This is a genomic window from Caballeronia sp. KNU42 (assembly GCF_053760385.1).
This window is the reverse complement of sequence record NZ_CM132390.1, coordinates 1,048,334-1,065,830: the sequence shown is the minus strand read 5'-3', so window position 1 is coordinate 1,065,830 and position 17,497 is coordinate 1,048,334. Positions and strand designations below refer to the sequence as shown.

Below are 17,497 nucleotides of genomic sequence, written 5' to 3'. Positions count from 1 at the left end.
GCTTCATTCGCTCAAGGCGCCTGAACCCGCGCCTTCCACTGTCCGCCCTTCCCGCGCCAGAACCGAATTGCCGAGCCGACCGTCGCGCTGACATAAAACAACGCGATCACCGGCAGTAAAGGCGCCCAAAGAATGGAACGGCGGTAGTAGCGCAACATTGGCGCATAGGCGCAGCACATCGCGATCCATGCGAGCCATGCCGGCCAGCCCTTTGCACCGAGCGTCAAGGCAACCACTGGCGGCGCGAGATAAATCACGCACATCGCGAGCACCGTCCCGGCCAGCAGCAGCGCTGAATAACGCAGCTGCGTGAACGCCGTGCGCGCGATCATGTTCCAGATTTCGCTCCAGTCGTCGTAAGGCCGCAGCGATTCGCTGTCGGCGGCAAGATCCAGGCGGATCGGCCGCGCCGCGTTCACGCCGTTACGAAACTTGATGCGCGAAGCAAGGCTGCAATCGTCGATCAGTTCGCCGCGAATCGACTCGATCCCGCCCGCCTCCTTCAGCGCCGCACGCCGCACCATCATGCAACCACCCGCGGCGGCCGCCGTGCGGTTGCTGGCGTCGTTGACCCACGCGAACGGATACAGCTTCGCGAAGAAAAACACGAACGCGGGAATCAGCGCCTTTTCCCAGGACGAATCACTGCGCAGCCGCACCATCAGCGAGACCAGATCGCGATCTTCCAGGATAGCGCGCGCGACGAGTTGCGAGGCGGCGTCGGCCGGATGGCGGATGTCGGCGTCGGTGAGCAGCAGGTAATCGGCAGGAAAACCCAGCCCGTCGATAGCCGCAATGCCTTGCGACTGCGCCCACACCTTGCCGGACCAGCCCGGCGGCAAGGCAGCGGCCGTCAGCACGGTCAGGCGGTCTTCGAAACCGCCGTCGCGTGCGGCGGCTTGAGCGGCGTCGGCGGTGCCGTCGGTGCTGTGGTCGTCGACGACGATCAGATGGAACGAACCCGCGTAATCCTGAGCGAGCAGCGACGTCACGGCCCGTCCGATCACATCGGCTTCATTGCGCGCCGGCACGACGGCGACGACCGCCGGCCACGCACCGCGACGCGCGATTTCCGCTTGGCCGACTGCGTGCACGGTACTTTCGCTGAGCCGCTCGAGCGGTTGCGCGCGCCAGAAACCGCCGCGGCCAAACAGCAGGACCAGCCAGATGAGGAGGGACAACCAGGCAATCAGGAGCATCGTCAATTCAGCGCAGTTGATGATTAAGCAGATTCGGTATCAGGGAGCAGCGCGGCCAAGTCAGCTTTCGACCGAGCGCAGTTGCACACCCACCCGGCCACACAGCCGCATCGCGAGCGAACGCACGCCGATCAATGCCCAGTCCGGGACTTTAAGCACCGGGCGCGTGCGGAACACGTCATAGTCGGCCTGTTCGATTTTTTCAAGAATTCGCAAACCGCCATGCACGACGGCGCACAGTTCCAGCCCGAACCGCCCGGGCATGCGGACCGCAAGCGGCGCGCCGCCAACGATCATCGCGCGTGCTTGCTCAACTTCATGACGCATCAGCGCGCGCCAGGCATCGTCGCAGATTTGCTCTTCGATATGCCGTTCGGTCACGCCAAAACGCTCGAGGTCGCATATCGGCATGTAGATGCGGCTCTTCTTCCAGTCGATACCCACGTCCTGCCAGAAGTTGATGAGCTGCAGCGCGGTGCAGATCGCGTCGGAGTCGGCGAGATTCTCGGGCGTGCCGGCGTCGAAGAGATGCAGCATCAGGCGCCCGACCGGATTCGCCGAACGCCGGCAATACTCCATCAGCGCAGGCCAGTCGGCGTAACGCGTGGTATCGATATCCTGATCGAATGCCGAGACGAGATCGTAGAAGGGCCCGAGCGGCAATCCGTATTGCGCGACGGTGCCGGCCAGTTTCTCGAACAGCATGGGATGAACCGGCGCCGGCTGACCGGCGGCGACCGCATCCAGCCCGGCGCGGAAATCGGCGAGGCGGGCGTGGCGTTCAGCCGGGTCGAAGACACCTTCGTCGGCAATGTCGTCTGCCGTGCGCGCGACGTGATAAATCACGCCGACCGGCGCACGCAGCCGTTTCGGCAGCAATATGCTGGCTACCGGGAAATTCTCGTAGTGGTCGACTTCCATAAAGCTGTCCAGGTTTTCGACACGGCGCGCGGATGCCAAAATGGACATCGACGCACGCAGGTCGTACGTGCCGGGTCGCTGACGCGAAACAACATTTCGCTCCAGGGCGACGTAAATGTTGGTTAGGCGCAACGGCTCGACACGGGATAAATGCTTGTCGTGCGCTGCCCGGGAACGTGTTGGAGAGCCAGGTGCGCATCCGGCGTATTGATCAGCCCGCTCATGCGCTTGCCTGGGTCCGCTCCAACGCAGGTGTGGCTTGAATTCGCGTCGGCTTCGGTTTGATCCTGCTGCCAGGATCAATGCTGCAACTGCCAGCGATCCCCGCCGATCCTGCCCGGCAGGCCCTTTGCCCGCGGCTTTTCAGCGTGCCTCGCAGCGCTGATCGGGCCGCCCGCCCGCGCGGGCCGCAGCCGCCTCGAAAGCCCGGGCGCTGCACAGCCATGGCGGCTTTCAGGCCGCTTCGCGGAAAACGCGGCGAAGCAACGCGGCAAAGCCCTAGTTTACCGGCTTCCGCGTCCGCGCAGTAAATCAACCCTGCCCATAGAAACGGAAACACGCGCTAACACCCTCTTACAAGCATCCAAAAACTGAACGAGTTAGAATACGCGGTCAACTTCGGCCTTAAAGTTGAAACGAAAGGCCTCTATCCAGGCAATTGTTTCCGAAAGCTTTTTCCGAGAAGCTTTAATTTTGCTTACAAGAAATCAACCGGATTTGATCGAAGTTTATAGCCGGTTCCATTCGAAACCCGCGCCAGTCGGAGTTCGCCCGAATATGCGTATTATCCTTGCTCAACCCCGCGGCTTTTGTGCGGGCGTGGTCCGTGCGATCGAGATTGTCGATCGCGCTCTTGAACGACATGGCGCGCCTGTCTACGTGCGCCATGAGATCGTTCACAACCGGCATGTCGTCGATAACCTGCGTAGCAAGGGCGCGCGTTTCGTCGAAGAACTCGACGAAGTGCCGCACGGCGCCGTTGCTATTTTCAGCGCGCATGGCGTGGCGCAAACGGTGGAAGCCGACGCGCAAGCGCGCGGCCTGGACGTGCTGGACGCCACGTGCCCGCTGGTGACAAAGGTCCATGTACAGGGCCGGCAGTATGTCGCACAGGGCCGCACGCTGATCCTGATCGGTCATGCGGGGCACCCGGAGGTGGAAGGGACCATCGGCCAGATTCCTGGTACGGTCGTGCTCGTGCAAAGCGAGGCCGAAGTGGCCACGCTCGCGCTGCCCGTCGATGCCCCCGTCGCGTATGTCACGCAGACCACGCTGTCGGTGGACGATACGCGCGACATCATCGACGCATTGCATCGGCGTTTTACGGACATCGTCGGTCCGGATACGCGCGATATTTGCTACGCGACGCAAAACCGCCAGGCGGCGGTGCGCGAGCTGAGCAAGCAAGTCGATGTTTTGCTGGTGGTCGGCGCCACCAACAGTTCCAACTCGAATCGTCTGTGCGAGATCGGCGCCGAAACCGGGGTGCCGAGCTACCTCGTGGCGGACGGCTCGGAATTGAAAGCCGACTGGTTTGCGAATGCGCAAACTGTCGGGATCACGGCCGGCGCGTCCGCGCCGGAAGAGATGGTCAAGCACGTCATTAATGCACTGCGCGCGCTGGGTCCCGTTGAAGTCACGACGATGTCCGGCCGCGAAGAAAAAGTCGAATTCAAACTCCCCGCGAAGCTGACGAAGCCGCTTGCAGCGGCAACGGCATCCGCCGGCGCCCTTCGCGAAGATTAAGGAGCACACGCAATTGTCTATTCCAATGCTGCAAAAAGTCCGGGTTGGCGCTTACATCGCGCGTCAGCATTTCATGCGCAACAAGCGTTATCCGCTCGCGCTGATGCTGGAACCCCTGTTCCGCTGCAACCTGGCCTGTAACGGCTGCGGCAAGATCGACTATCCGGACCCCATCCTGAACCAGCGCATCTCGATGGAAGACTGCCTCGCGGCGGTGGACGAATGCGGTGCGCCGGTGGTGTCTATCGCCGGTGGCGAGCCGCTGCTGCACAAGGAAATGCCCCAGATCGTGAAGGGCATCATCGCGCGCAAGAAGTTCGTTTATCTCTGCACGAACGCGCTGCTGATGGAAAAGAAGATGGACGACTACGAGCCGAATCCGTACTTCGTCTGGTCGGTTCACCTCGACGGCGACAAGCAGGCGCATGACCATTCTGTCTCGCAAGACGGTGTGTACGACAAGGCGGTTGCAGCCATCAAGGAAGCGAAGCGCCGCGGTTTCCGCGTGAACATCAACTGCACGCTGTTCAACGACGCCGATCCGGAACGCGTTGCGAATTTCTTCGACACGCTCGGACCCATGGGTGTGGACGGCATCACGGTGTCGCCGGGTTATGCGTATGAGCGCGCGCCGGATCAGCAGCACTTCCTGAACCGCGAGAAGACCAAGTCGTTGTTCCGCGACATCTTCAAGCGCGGCGATAACGGCAAGCGCTGGTCGTTCAGCCAGTCGAGCATGTTCCTCGACTTCCTGGCCGGCAACCAGACCTACGAATGCACGCCCTGGGGCAACCCGGCGCGTACCGTGTTCGGCTGGCAACGTCCGTGTTACCTGCTCGGCGAAGGCTATGTGAAGACCTTCAAGGAATTGATGGAAACCACCGAGTGGGACAAGTACGGTACGGGCAAATACGAGAAATGCGCCGACTGCATGGTGCATTGCGGCTTTGAAGCCACCGCCGTGATGGATACGGTTGCGCATCCGCTGAAAGCGGCGCGCGTCGCGTTGCGTGGTCCGCGTACGGAAGGTGCGTATGCGAAGGACCTGCCGGTCGATAACCAACGCCCGGCGGAATTCGTGTTCTCGAAGCACGTCGAGATCAAGCTGGAAGAAATCGGCCGCGCGAAGAACAACAAGGGCGGCAAGCAAACGACGATCGCTGCTTGAGTTTGAGCGAGTGAGCTTGGCAGCGTGTTATTTGAGCTCACTGCATACGGCGTAAGGAACGGGTGGATAAGGTCGCGATAAGCGGCGTTATCCACCCGTTTTGTATTTCAAGATGCGTAGGCGGCGTACCCGTGTAGCATCGCGGGTTTTCAAGGCAAACAAGCAGGAAACAATGGCTGACTTCAGCGTAATGATCAATCTCGGCAAAGCCGATCTGGATGACTACACTCTCTTGGCGAAGATGCTGCACAAGACCGGTTTCAGCGAGACGAAAGCCGCGCAAGTGGCAGCGGATTATCGGCTGTTGCCCGCTTCGTTCAAGTACTCCAGCGAGACCGAAAACATGAGCGCAGTGAGGGAAAAAGCGCTGAAGTCAGCGAAGGCCGTTTCGTCGAAGGCGATGGTGCTTGTGTCGGAATGTTGAGGCGTGAGGGCGGAACTTGCTGCGCATAAAGTTTCGGCGGTGCGTGGAAGTTGGAGCTTGCCAACCAGGCTAACGCGCGTGACCAGATGCGATCATCGTGCCGCTTCCCAGTCATGTTCAGCTACAGGGTCCATCGGATGGTCGTAACGCAATAGCGTGCCGCGCAGTGTATCGAGCGGGTCCCGCGCATCCGCTTGATAGGGCCGCAACTCCAGCGTCGGCCGGCGTGAGGGTGATGAGCGTTAAAAACAGCGGCGCAAAAAAAGGCGCCCCCAGCTCGTCGCCGGTTGCGCCCATTGGTCGTATCGGACTCGCTCACTTCATGCGCGAATCCAGATCGTGGCCCTACCCCTTCCTCACTCCGCCGTTCGCGCGTTGTGTGCGGTCAGGAACTTGATCAAACCATCCACGCCACCTTTGGCCAACTGACCCGCGAACTGCGTCTGGTACACCTGGATCAGCCACGCGCCCATCATGTCGATGTCGTAGATCTTCCAGCCGTCCGGCGTCTTTTCCAGTCGATAACGCACCGGGTTATCGCCGCCGGTCGAGTACACGTGCGACTGCACGACGGCGTCTTTGCCGCCGGCATCGAGCGTTGGGGCGTCGAATTTGAACCTGACGTCTTCATCGCGTAATTGCGACAGCGACGACGTGTAGGTCCGCACCAGCAGTGTCTGGAATTGCTCGTAGAGCGCCTTTTGCTGCTCGGGCGTCGCTGTGCTCCACGCCTTGCCGACGGCAATGCGCGTGGTGCGCTGGAAATCGGTTGCCGGCACGAAGCGCGTCTCCACCAGTTGCGAGATCTTGCCCATGTCGCCGCCACGGGCGACTGGGTCAGCCTTCATCGCGCTGACAGTGCCCTCCACGGCGCTTTTAACCACGGCATCGGGGCTGGTCTGCGCAAACGACGTGCTGGAAAACGCCGCCGCAGAAAAAGCCAGGGCGAACAGGACAACGCGGACAGGAAAATAGCGTTTCATACGACCGTTATCGAGTAATGGAGGGCGGCGTGCAACCCGACGCGCCGGTTAGCTGGAAAACGCAGTAAGTATATCGACCCGCGTCGTTTGTGACAGTTCAGCGCGTTCGAAAGGATTGTGGGTTCAAACCTGCGGACTCGGCCCACGTTCAAGATACGTCGTCAACGCAATATAACTGCGTGTGCCAGTGAACCCTTCTATCGAATGAATGCGCTCGAGCAGATGTTCGAGCGTTTGCGTGTCGCGGGTCCGCACTTTCAGGAGCATCGCGCTTTCGCCGGTCACCGTATGGATCTCTTCGACGTCCGGAAACTCCGACAGTTGCAGCAGTTGGCGCGTGACGGCCCAACTGGAGGTATCGACGTGAACGAACGCCAGCAGCGGCCGGCCAACACTCGCGCCGTCCAGCGCGGCGACGGTCGCCTTGACGACGCCATCCTGCTTCAGCCGCTTCGCCCGCTCGTGCACGGCAGGCGCCGACAAATGCAGCAAGCGGCCAAGCTCGGCATAGGTCCGCGTGGCGTCTTCGGCAAGCAGGGCCAGGAGCTTGCGATCGGTCGCGTCGAGGGTGGTCTGCGGCTGGCGTTTGGGCGAGGCCGTGGCTGAGGTCATCGGCGGGTCCTCATGGTTTGGTCGGATTGTCCAAACCCGGCAACCCCGCCCGCAATTCCTTGCGCATCACTTTGCCGGTCGGCGTCATGGGCAATGCATCGACGAAACGAATTTCGCGCGGATATTCATGCGCCGCGAGCCGCGTCCTGACGTGCTGCTGCAACTCGCGCACCAGCGTTTCATCCGGGACGAACCCTGCGTTCAACACGATAAACGCCATCACGATCTCCGTGCGCGTCGCGTCCGGCGCGCCCACCACCGCCGCCATGCTCACCGCCGGATGACGCAGCAAACAATCTTCAATCGGCGCCGGACCGATCCGATAACCCGCGCTGGTGATCACGTCGTCATTACGGCCGACGAAGCGGATGAAACCATCCGCATCGCACAAACCGAGGTCACCGGTCAGCAGGAACCGGCCGCGAAATTTATCGCGCGTGGCGGGCTCGTTGTTCCAGTAGCGCAGGAACATGACCGGATCGGGCGCGGCAATCGCGATATTGCCGGGCGTGCCGGCCGGAAGTTCCGTGCCTTGATCGTCGACGATTGCAACGTGATGTCCCGGCACGCTGCGCCCGATTGCCCCCGGGCGCGGCTCGAACAACGCAGAACACGACGACACCACCACGTTGCATTCCGTCTGTCCGTAGAACTCGTTGATGGTCACGCCGAGCGCCGCCCGGCCCCACGCGATCAGCTCCTCGCCCAGCGATTCCCCGCCGCTCGCGACCGCGCGCAACGACAACCGCCACTGCTCGGGACGCGCGACCGAACGCATCATCTTGAGCGCGGTCGGCGGCAGGAACGTGTGCGTGACGCCGTGGCGCGACATCAGGTCGAAGGCGGCGGGGCCATCGAATTTTTCGAAGCGCCGTGCGAGCACCGCAACGCCGTGGTGCCACGCGGGCAGCAGGACATCGAACAGGCCGCCAATCCACGCCCAGTCGGCGGGCGTCCACATCAGCCGGGCGTGCGCCGGGAAAAGTCCTTGCGACATCTCGACGCCCGGCAAATGCCCCAGCAACGCCCGATGCGCAAGCAGCGCGCCTTTGGGCTTTCCCGTCGTGCCGGACGTGTAGATGATCGCGGCGGGGTCGTCGCAGGAGGTATCGGTTGGGATGAAGACGTCGGTTTCCGCGCGTAGCGAATCCCAGAAGGAATGAGCGTTTTCGCGGGTGATGGTATCGACGGTATAGGCCGCTTTCAGGTCCGGCAGTGTGCCGCGAACCTGCTGCAGCTTCTCGAAACCGGCATGGTCGGTGATCAGCGCCGCTGCGCCGCTATCGGCGAGGCGGTATTGGATGGCATCGACGCCGAACAGCTGAAACAGCGGCACCGCGATATAACCCGCCTTGTAGATCGCCAGGTGCGTGATGGCCGTCTCCGGCGACTGCGGCAGGAATATTCCCACGCGGTCGCCGCGCTCAAGCCCCGCTCGGGCCAGCGCGTTGGCGAACTGGTTGGAGAGCGCCTTCAGGTCATCGAAGGTATAGCGCGTTTCCGAACCCTCGCGGGTCTCGTAGATCAGCGCGAGGCGGCCGGAACCGTCGGCCCATTTATCGCAGGCGTCCACGCCGATGTTGTAGCGCGCGGGCACCTTCCACGCGAAAGCCGCGGCGAGGGTTTCATATGAATCGGCTGCGGGAAGCATCGCTTCTCCCTGGTTTTTGGTTGCGTCTCAATCGCCGGCGCTGGATGGCGCGGCATCATCGTTTGGATCGTTTGGGGCCTGGGCGTCGGGCAAGTCCTGCAACCCCGCAGGCGGCCGATAACGCGAGAACCCATCAAATTCCAGCGTACGCTCGGCGGCCGCCAAGGGCCACGAATGCCGTGCGTTCGGTACGCCGCCATCGACGCGAATCACCGTCCCGTTGATAAACGCCGACGCCTCCGACAATAAAAATACCGCCGCCGCGGCCAGTTCCGATTCGGTCCCAAAGCGCTGCAACGGCACCTTGTGCCTGAGTTCACGCAGCAGCGCACGATAGCGCTCGTCGTAGCTATCCATTCCCGCCGATGCAATCCATCCCGGCGCTACGGCATTCACCCGTACTCCTGCATAACCCCATTCGCATGCGGCCGTTTCCGTGAAGTTCCAGACGCCGGCGCGCGCCGCGCCCGAATGGCCCATGCCGGGCATGCCGCCCCAGATGTCCGCGAGCATGTTGACGATCGCGCCGCCGTGATCGCGCATCCATTGCGTAAAACATTCGCGCGACATCAGGAAAGTGCCGTGCAGGTTGTTGCGCACGACAGCATCCCAGCCATTCAGCGAAATCTTGTCGAGCGGCGCGGGAAACTGGCCACCGGCGCAATTGAAGAGGCCGTCGAGCCGGCTGAAATCGGCGAGTGCCGTAGCGACGACTTGTTTGACGCTCGCTTCGTCGCGGATATCGCAAGCGTAGCAACGCACGCGGTCAGCGCTTTCCGGGTAGTCCTCGTCCAGCTCGTCGCGCACGGTTTCCAGCTTTGCCATCGACCGTCCGACAAGGATCACCGATGCTCCCAGCGACACGAGTTCGTGCGCGGTGCATCGCCCAAGCCCGCTGCCTCCGCCCGTCACCATGACCACCTTGCCGGCGAACAGGCCGGGGCGGAAGACGGAGCGGTATTGATGCTGACGGCGTTGATCGTTCGGATTGGATTCCATGATTCTCAACGTGACTCGGCGAGTGGATCGCAATGTGTTTGAGTAAAACTCAACTACGTGACAACGTCAAGGTGGTTAAACGTTAATTTAACTCACCAATATACGTAAATTCCAATAAAACTCCAGTTGAGCTAAACTCAAAATACCATCCCTGACGGTCAACTTTCATCGCCAATATGACCCAGCCCAAAACCCTCCCCTCCCGCCGTGCGCCTTCAAGCATCAAGTCCGAACAGCGCATCAAGGACATCCTGCTCGTCGCGCGGCAAGTGTTTTCGGAGCGCGGTTATGCATCGGCGACGACCATCGACATGGCGCGTCGGCTGGGGGTATCGGAGGCAACGGTGTTCACGTATTTCTCCGGCAAGCGCGACCTGTGCGTACGGGTGATCTGCGACTGGTACGACGAGATCATCGCTGAGATCGAAGCCACGCTGCCGCAGATCACGGGCACGCGCGCCAAGCTGACTTTCCTGATCCGCACGCACTTGTACCGGTTGATGATCGATGGGCCGGGGCTATGCGCGCTGATCCTGTCCGAAGGGCGCGCGAAAGACGACACCTTCGGCGATGAAATCGTGCAACTCCAGCGGCGCTATACCGCGCCGCTGATGCAGGTGCTGTCAGACGGCGTGGCGGCCGGCGATATCCGCGATGACCTGCCGCTGAGCCTGCTTCGCTCCAGTATCTACGGACCGATGGAACACGTGCTGTGGGATGCGATAGCCAAGAAAACGGTGGATATCGAAGAGACGTCGAAGCGGTTAGCTCTCTTTCTTTGGCAGGGTTTGCAGCCGCCCAACCAGAAAGTCGCGGCGCTTGGGCAATTGCATCGCGACGTGGCGGGGGCGCTTAGGGCGTATGAAGCGGCGGTTGAAGACACCCCGGCCTCCCCTGAATGAAAGCTCTGTTTTCGTAAGATCATTACGGTTGACCGCGACCTGCACAGCCACGTCCGCTACGTTTCAGGCCCCGGCCTAACGCCTTTCATCCCCACTCCACAACGCCCCGCCCTCTGCGGCGCGTTTTACATCCTCCGATAAAACTGCCTCGCGAAAAACGCGCGGCCTTGGTCCGTCAGCCATCCGCATAGTTCCCGAAGTCGTATTGAAAACAATTCTTACCTATGTAATGATATTGATTCGCATTTCAGAAATATCCAGCAAACGGTGTCCGTCCTTCGCAGCAACGCACTGCTGCTTCGGCTGAGCCTGTTGCCAAGCGCTCGCGCCGCCGCGGGCATCGCGGAAGTAAATGACCGGCATGGCGCAACGGCGCCGGCTTTTCGACTATCCAGTACTCGGGGAAACACATGTTGAGGAAGACACCGCTCGCCGCGGCAATCATGACCGTGGTGGCGACGCCTGTTGTTGTCGTACCGCTCTATGCTCACGCGCAAGCCGCACCGGCCAGCAAGACCGATCAAACCACCCAGTCGGAACAAGCCGCACAAGCCGCTCCCCCCGTCGAAAACGCCGCGCTGCCGGCCGTGCATGTTTCCGGTCAGGCCATCGCGCCGGATTTCCAGCCCGAAAAATCTAGCGTCGGCGCGAAGGTCCCCACCGCGTTGCGCGATATTCCCCAAGCGGCCGTGGTAGTCCCGAAAGCCGTGCTGCAGTCCCAGGCAGCCACCTCGTTCTCCGATGCCCTTCGCAACGTCCCCGGCGTCACCATTGGCGCAGCGGAAGGCGGGCAGATCGGCAACAACATCAACTTGCGCGGTTTCTCGGCGCGTACCGACATTTACCTCGATGGCTTTCGCGACCGCGGCCAGTACTATCGGGACACGTTCGACCTTGAATCCATCGACGTGCTGTATGGCCCTTCCTCGCTTTATTTCGGGCGCGGCTCCACGGGCGGCGTGATCAACCAGGTGAGCAAGCAGGCGGAGCTGAAAGCGCACGCATCGGTGTCCGCGATGGTCGGCACGAGCGACCGCTACCGCACCACCGTCGATATCAACCAGCCGCTCTCCGACACCTCCGCCGTGCGGCTCAACGCGTTCGGGCAAGACCTCGGCTCCACGCGCGACGTGATGAAGAGCAAGGACTACGGCTTCGCGCCGACGGTGCGCTTCGGCATTGGAACGCCGACGGAAGTGACCTTGTCGGCGTTGATCCAGCACAACCGCGACCAGCCGGACTACGGTATCCCGCCGGTGAACGGCGCGCCGGTCCCGGTGAGCAAGGGCCAGTTCTACGGCTTCGTAGGCGATCGGACGATCCAGGACGTGCAGACGCTCTCGGCGCGCATCCAGCATCGATTCAACGATAACCTCACGCTGCGCAACGAGACCCAGTTCAGCCACTACGGCACCGAAGCGACCGCGACCAACGCGGCGGCTGTCCTGACCGGACCGCTGGGGACATCCACAGCGCTGGCGAACGGCAATTTCACGTCGCTGCCGTTGTCGTCGCTGTATGTGAAGCTGCAAGGCAAGGACCGCAACATCAACGATCACTCGGTCTACAACACGACCGATATCGACTACAAATTCAACACCGGTTTCCTCAAGCACGAGGTGATTGCCGGCATTGACTTGAGCCACGAGACCTACAGCAACCAGTCGTTCACCGCGACGACGCCGGGCCTGCCGTCGAACACCATCGCGATCGTTCCGCTGCTCAATCCGCAATACACCACGCGGCCGGCCAATACGCAGGAGGTGGCGACCAACCTGGCGGAATCGAGTGCGAACGGTGTCGGCATTTATGCCAACGATACGGTGTCGATCGGCCAGTACTGGAAGGTGGTGGGCGGCTTGCGCTGGGACCGTTACGAGGCGTCGATCAAGAACACGATCAATCTGCCTTCATACGCTACGCAGACGAACTACTTCACCAGCGTGCGCGGCGGGATCATCTTCCAGCCGACCGACTGGCAGTCGTACTACGTTTCATACGGCACGTCGTTCAACCCGTCGCTGGAAGCGCTGACGCTGACGAACAACCAGCAGAACACGCCACCGGAATCGAACCGTTCGTATGAAGTGGGCACGAAGTGGGATTTGCTGAACGGCGGGTTGTCGATCACGCAGTCGCTGTTCAATATCGATAAAACCAACGCCCGCACGCTCCAGGTCGACGGCAGCTACTCGCTCGACGGTGACGTGCGCGTGCGAGGTTATCAACTTGGGCTGGCTGGCCATATCACCAACAAATGGCAGGTTTTTGGCGGCTACACGTACATGGACGGCCAGGTGGTGAAGGCGCTGGACAACACCAACGGCAAGACGCTCGCCAACACGCCGCGCAACATGATCACGTTGTGGACGACGTACGACGTCACGCCGCAATGGACCTTCGGCGGCGGCCCGGTGTACACGTCGGCGCGATATGCCGCCAGCAACGACCTCGTGCAAGTGCCTGCGTACACGCGCTGGGACGCGATGGCCGCGTTCCACCAGAAACATTACGACGTCCAGCTCAACGTGCAGAACCTGACCAACAAGCACTACTACGATGCGCTGATTCCATCGGATGGCGGCCGCGCGGTGCCGGGTTACGGCCGGACGTTCCTCGCAACGCTAAACTACCGGTTCTATTGATCGACTGAGGGACACGCGAGCCGCGCGATGCATGTCGCGCGGCCGCTGAGCCCCAAAAAACATGATCCTTTCGATACCCAACGTCCTCAGCCCCGACGACGCCGCCGCCATGCGCCAACGGCTCGATGCATCGGATGCATGGGTGGACGGCCGCGCGACGGCCGGCTATCAGGGCGCGCCGGTCAAGCGCAACCAGCAGATCGCGCAGGAAGCGCCGATTGCATTTGAACTCGGCGACATGATCATCGGCTCGCTCGAGCGGCATCCGCTGTTCATCAGTTCGGTGCTGCCCAACCGGGTTTATCCACCGCTCTTCAACCGGTATGAAGGCGGGATGCATTTCGGCAGTCACGTGGATGGCGCCATTCGGCTCGTGCCGGGACATGGCACGCGGGTGCGGACGGATGTGTCGATCACGGTGTTCCTCACGCCGCCGGAAGACTACGACGGCGGCGAGCTGGTGATCGAGGACACGTACGGCGTTCAGGAAGTGAAGCTGCCGGCGGGGCATGCGATTGTTTATCCGGCGACCAGCTTGCATCAGGTGCGGCCGGTGACGCGGGGAATGCGGGTATCGAGTTTCTTCTGGGCGCAAAGCCTGGTTCGCGACGACACCCGCCGCAGCCTGCTATTCGATATGGACACAGCAATTCAGAGGCTCAACGCAGAAAACGCCGACGACGCCGCGAGGCGAACGCTCGTGGGCTGTTATCACAATCTGCTGAGGCTTTGGAGCGAGACGTAAGAGCTGAGCTAAGCAGCGAAGACTTCCTGCAAGGTCCGCAATGTGACCGACAACGTATTAGCCGGCACAGCGCCGAGCTTCTTGACCAGGCGGGTTTTATCGATCGTACGGATCTGATCGAGCAGGACCAGCCCTTTCTTCTGACTGAACACCACGGATACACGGTACGGAGCCGGCCGGCTTTTGGTCGTCATAGGCGCGACGATCACCGTACGCAAATGGTCATGCAACTCCGGCGGCGATATCACCACGCAGGGCCGGGTTTTCTGAATCTCGCTGCCGACGGTCGGGTCCAGATTGATGAGCCAGACATCTCCCCGCGCTACCACGAAAGCTCCGCGTCATCGGCGTTCGGAAACTCGCCCAGCACGAGCTCGTCGTCGCCGGCCTGCGCGATAGCCTTGCTTGCCTCCGACCATCCCTGGCGGGCTTTCTTCTGCGGTTTTCTTAAAACAATTGCGTCGTTTTCCACTTCCATCTCCACTTCGTCCTCCAGCCCAAGTTGGGCCAGGATGGGTTTCGGAATTAACACACCCTGCGAATTACCCATCCTGCGAATCGTAGTTTTCATCGCTTCACCGTGATGACAATGTTAGTCCGAAAACGAAGTGCGTGGTTACACAATGTTAGTACAATTTGTCATTAATTGTGCGCCGACCTCTGCGTCCATCCGAAGCAGGCCCGCAAACTTTTGAGGCGAACAACAAGTTTTCCTCCGCCAGCGGCGTCCCGCCCGCTCATGTAGCGCGAACGCTCTTCTGCGAGTAGCAGCTTTCGCCCGGTATACTCACGCGGCGCCTTATGGCTCCCTGCCCAGCAAAAACATCAGAACACGCCCTCCGAGGCATCCGTCTTCATGCTCACGCCTCTCATTGCCCGTCTCGTCACGTTATCGATTCGCCGACCCGGCTGGATCATCGTTTTATCGCTGCTGCTTGCCGTGCTGAGCGGCTATTACGTCGTGCATCACTTCAAGATCAGCACCGACATCAGCCAGTTGATCGAGACGGAACCCGAATGGGCCGCGCGCAGCCACGCGATTGACGAAGCGTTTCCGCAACGCGGATCCACCGTGCTCGTCGTGGTCGAGGCGCAAGCGCCTGAATTCGCCGATGCCGCCGCCAACGAGCTCGCCGCCGCGCTGGCCAAGAACACGGTTCACTTCACGGCGGTGTCGCAACCGTCGGGCGGCGACTTCTTCGAGCACAACGGCCTGCTCTACCTTTCCACCGATAAAGTCGCCGACACCACCCAGCAACTCGTGAAAGCGCGTCCGCTGATCAACGCACTGGCGCATGACCCCACGCTCACCGGCCTGGCCGGCACGCTCAACACCAGCCTCAACCTGCCGCTGCAACTTGGGCAAGTGACGCTCGGGCAGATGTCGAAGCTGCTCGGCCAGAGCGCCGACGTGCTGGATAAAGTCCTCGCCAATCAGCCCGCCGTGTTCTCGTGGCGCAACCTGGTCGACACCTCGGCCACGCACCCCGCGCGTGCATTCGTGACCGTACAGCCGGTGGTGGACTACAACGCGCTGGAACCCGGCGCGAGCGGATCGAATGCGATTCGCGCGACGGCGAATGAGCTGAAGTTATCGGAGAAATATGGGGCGGTGGTGCGCCTGACCGGCGAACAGCCGCTCTCCGACGAAGAATTCGCATCGCTGAAAGACGGCGCCGTGCTTAACGGCATCCTGACGTTCATCGTCGTGCTGGTGATCCTCTGGCTCGCGCTGCGCTCGGGGAAAATGATCATCTCGGTGTTCATCACGCTGTTCGTCGGACTGGCGATCACCGCCGCGATCGGCCTGCTCATGGTCCACGCGCTGAACCTGATCTCGATCGCGTTCATGGTGCTGTTCGTCGGGCTCGGCGTGGATTTCGGCATCCAGTTCGGCGTGCGATATCGCGAGGAACGCTTCAAGGACGACCGGCTGGATGTCGCGCTCGTGAATACCGCGCGCCACGTCGGTATTCCGCTGACGCTCGCCGCCGCCGCGACGGCCGCGAGTTTCTTCTCGTTCTTGCCCACCGCGTATCGCGGCGTGTCCGAACTCGGTCAGATTGCGGGCGTGGGCATGCTGGTCGCGTATGTCACCAACATGACCTTGTTCCCGGCGCTGATCAAAGTGTTCGCGCCGCCGGGGGAAGCCGGCTCGCCGGGCTTTCCGAAGCTCGCGCCGGTGGACGATTACCTCGCGCGCAATCGCACGCCGGTGCTGATCGGGACGCTGCTAGTGGTGATCTGCGCGCTGCCGTTGCTGCTGCATCTGCGTTTCGACTTCAACCCGTTGAACCTGAAGGACCCGAAAACGGAGTCCATGGCCACGCTGCTCTCGCTGAAAGACGCGCCGGAAGCGGCCGTGAACGACGTGAAGGTGCTCGCGCCCTCGCTCGCGGAAGCGGACAAGATCGCGGCGAAGCTCGAGAAGCTGCCGGAAGTCGAACGCGCGACGACCTTATCGACGCTCATCCCCGCCGATCAGCCGCAAAAGCTCGATTTGATTGCCGCCGCGGCCTCGGTGCTGCTGCCTTCTCTGGACCAGCGTGTCGCCACGCCGGCCAACGACGCCGTGCGCGTCGCCACGCTCAAGCGGCTGTCAACCTCGCTGGAACTCGCCGCCGATGAACATCCCGGTCCCGGCGAAAACGAAGCGCGCCACCTGGCGGCGACGCTGAAAAAGCTCGCGGCAGCCGATGTCGCCACCCGCGAGCGCGCCGAACACGCGATGTCCGACCCGCTGCGCATTGCGCTCGCCCAGATGCGCGCGCTGCTGCAGCCGTCGCTGATCACGCTCGCGACGCTGCCTAAATCGATGACGGAAGGCTGGATCGGCGCCAATGGCCAGGCGCTCGTGGAAGCATCGCCGAAAGCGCTGGACGGCAAGAGCCGCGATGACGACAAACTGCTTGCCCGCTTTGCGAATGCGGTGCAGAAAGCAGAGCCGAATGCGATCGGCGGGCCGATCTCGGTGTTGCACTCTGCCAATACGATCATCAAGGCGTTCGAGCAGGCTGCGGCGTGGTCGCTGATCGCCATCGCGATCCTGCTGTGGCTGACTTTGCGCCGTATAGGCGATGTTTTGAGAACCCTGATACCTTTGCTTGTGTCCGCCATCGTCACGCTGGAGTTGTGCGTGGTGTTCGACATGCCGCTGAACTTCGCGAACATCATTGCGTTGCCGTTGATGCTGGGCATTGGCGTGGCGTTCAAGATCTATTTCGTGATGGCATGGCGCTCCGGACAAACCGGCCTGCTGCAGTCCAGTCTCACGCACGCCGTGATGTTCAGCGCCGCGACCACGGCGACGGCGTTTGGCAGCTTGTGGTTCTCGCATCATCCGGGCACGTCGAGCATGGGCAGGCTCCTCGTCCTGGCGCTTTTTACAACATTGATCGGCGCAGTGATATTTCAGCCGGTTCTAATGGGGAAACCCCGGGTGCGGTCTAGAAAAGTGGCCAAAACCCTGTAGACCGTCCCTTTAAACGTACTAACTACTTTA

General features: G+C 61.5%; 15 protein-coding genes. 7 read left to right on the top strand and 8 right to left on the bottom strand.

Annotated elements, in window-relative coordinates:
• Positions 1–11: 11 nt before the first annotated feature.
• Positions 12–1,199, bottom strand: coding sequence for a glycosyltransferase (locus ACSOSP_RS35960; protein ID WP_455313792.1), 1,188 nt, complete (start codon positions 1,197–1,199; stop codon positions 12–14).
• 60 nt (positions 1,200–1,259) lie between these two features.
• Positions 1,260–2,120, bottom strand: a complete 861-nt coding sequence (gene hpnC, locus ACSOSP_RS35955) for a squalene synthase HpnC (protein WP_455313791.1) — start codon at positions 2,118–2,120, stop codon at positions 1,260–1,262.
• A 777-nt stretch (positions 2,121–2,897) separates the two neighbouring features.
• On the opposite strand from hpnC, the gene ispH reads away from it, so the two are divergent.
• The 3 genes from ispH (at position 2,898) to ACSOSP_RS35940 (ending at position 5,458) form a co-directional block, all read left to right on the top strand.
• Positions 2,898–3,866: a 4-hydroxy-3-methylbut-2-enyl diphosphate reductase gene (gene ispH, locus ACSOSP_RS35950; protein WP_031361927.1), complete on the top strand. Its 969-nt coding sequence runs from the start codon at positions 2,898–2,900 to the stop codon at positions 3,864–3,866.
• Between the two features lie 13 nt (positions 3,867–3,879).
• On the top strand, positions 3,880–5,034 hold the full coding sequence (hpnH, locus tag ACSOSP_RS35945; protein ID WP_455313790.1) for an adenosyl-hopene transferase HpnH: 1,155 nt from the start codon (positions 3,880–3,882) through the stop codon (positions 5,032–5,034).
• Between the two features lie 172 nt (positions 5,035–5,206).
• On the top strand, positions 5,207–5,458 hold the full coding sequence (locus ACSOSP_RS35940) for a hypothetical protein (RefSeq protein WP_455313789.1): 252 nt from the start codon (positions 5,207–5,209) through the stop codon (positions 5,456–5,458).
• Positions 5,459–5,814: 356 nt separating this feature from the next.
• Here the strand turns inward: ACSOSP_RS35940 and ACSOSP_RS35935 are convergent, their stop codons facing one another.
• From ACSOSP_RS35935 to ACSOSP_RS35920, 4 genes are all read right to left on the bottom strand, one after another.
• Positions 5,815–6,441, bottom strand: a complete 627-nt coding sequence (locus ACSOSP_RS35935; protein WP_455313788.1) for an MlaC/ttg2D family ABC transporter substrate-binding protein — start codon at positions 6,439–6,441, stop codon at positions 5,815–5,817.
• Between the two features lie 123 nt (positions 6,442–6,564).
• Complete coding sequence (locus ACSOSP_RS35930) at positions 6,565–7,053, bottom strand: Lrp/AsnC family transcriptional regulator (protein ID WP_455313787.1); 489 nt, start codon at positions 7,051–7,053, stop codon at positions 6,565–6,567.
• A gap of 10 nt (positions 7,054–7,063) precedes the next feature.
• Positions 7,064–8,704: an acyl-CoA synthetase gene (locus ACSOSP_RS35925; protein ID WP_455313786.1), complete on the bottom strand. Its 1,641-nt coding sequence runs from the start codon at positions 8,702–8,704 to the stop codon at positions 7,064–7,066.
• Between the two features lie 27 nt (positions 8,705–8,731).
• Positions 8,732–9,703: an SDR family oxidoreductase gene (locus tag ACSOSP_RS35920; RefSeq protein WP_455313785.1), complete on the bottom strand. Its 972-nt coding sequence runs from the start codon at positions 9,701–9,703 to the stop codon at positions 8,732–8,734.
• Positions 9,704–9,879: 176 nt separating this feature from the next.
• Here ACSOSP_RS35920 and ACSOSP_RS35915 point away from each other — a divergent pair, with 176 nt between their 5' ends.
• The 3 genes from ACSOSP_RS35915 (at position 9,880) to ACSOSP_RS35905 (ending at position 13,995) form a co-directional block, all read left to right on the top strand.
• Positions 9,880–10,605 carry a TetR/AcrR family transcriptional regulator gene (locus tag ACSOSP_RS35915; protein ID WP_455313784.1) on the top strand — a complete coding sequence of 242 codons (726 nt, stop codon included), beginning with the start codon at positions 9,880–9,882 and terminating at the stop codon, positions 10,603–10,605.
• Between the two features lie 410 nt (positions 10,606–11,015).
• Positions 11,016–13,250 (top strand): TonB-dependent receptor, encoded by a 2,235-nt coding sequence (locus ACSOSP_RS35910; protein ID WP_455313783.1) that lies wholly within the window; start codon positions 11,016–11,018, stop codon positions 13,248–13,250.
• A 61-nt stretch (positions 13,251–13,311) separates the two neighbouring features.
• Complete coding sequence (locus ACSOSP_RS35905) at positions 13,312–13,995, top strand: Fe2+-dependent dioxygenase (RefSeq protein WP_455313782.1); 684 nt, start codon at positions 13,312–13,314, stop codon at positions 13,993–13,995.
• A gap of 8 nt (positions 13,996–14,003) precedes the next feature.
• On the opposite strand, the gene ACSOSP_RS35900 is transcribed toward ACSOSP_RS35905, so the two are convergent.
• Positions 14,004–14,324 carry a type II toxin-antitoxin system PemK/MazF family toxin gene (locus ACSOSP_RS35900; protein ID WP_455313781.1) on the bottom strand — a complete coding sequence of 107 codons (321 nt, stop codon included), beginning with the start codon at positions 14,322–14,324 and terminating at the stop codon, positions 14,004–14,006.
• The gene (locus ACSOSP_RS35895) at positions 14,318–14,566 is read right to left on the bottom strand and encodes an AbrB/MazE/SpoVT family DNA-binding domain-containing protein (RefSeq protein WP_455313780.1); all 249 of its coding nucleotides are present in this window, start codon (positions 14,564–14,566) and stop codon (positions 14,318–14,320) included. The genes ACSOSP_RS35900 and ACSOSP_RS35895 overlap by 7 nt, the downstream gene beginning before the upstream one ends.
• Positions 14,567–14,851: 285 nt before the next feature.
• Here ACSOSP_RS35895 and hpnN point away from each other — a divergent pair, with 285 nt between their 5' ends.
• A complete protein-coding gene (gene hpnN, locus ACSOSP_RS35890; RefSeq protein ID WP_455313779.1) occupies positions 14,852–17,467 on the top strand; it encodes a hopanoid transporter HpnN in 2,616 nt (871 codons plus the stop codon).
• Positions 17,468–17,497 lie beyond the last annotated feature (30 nt).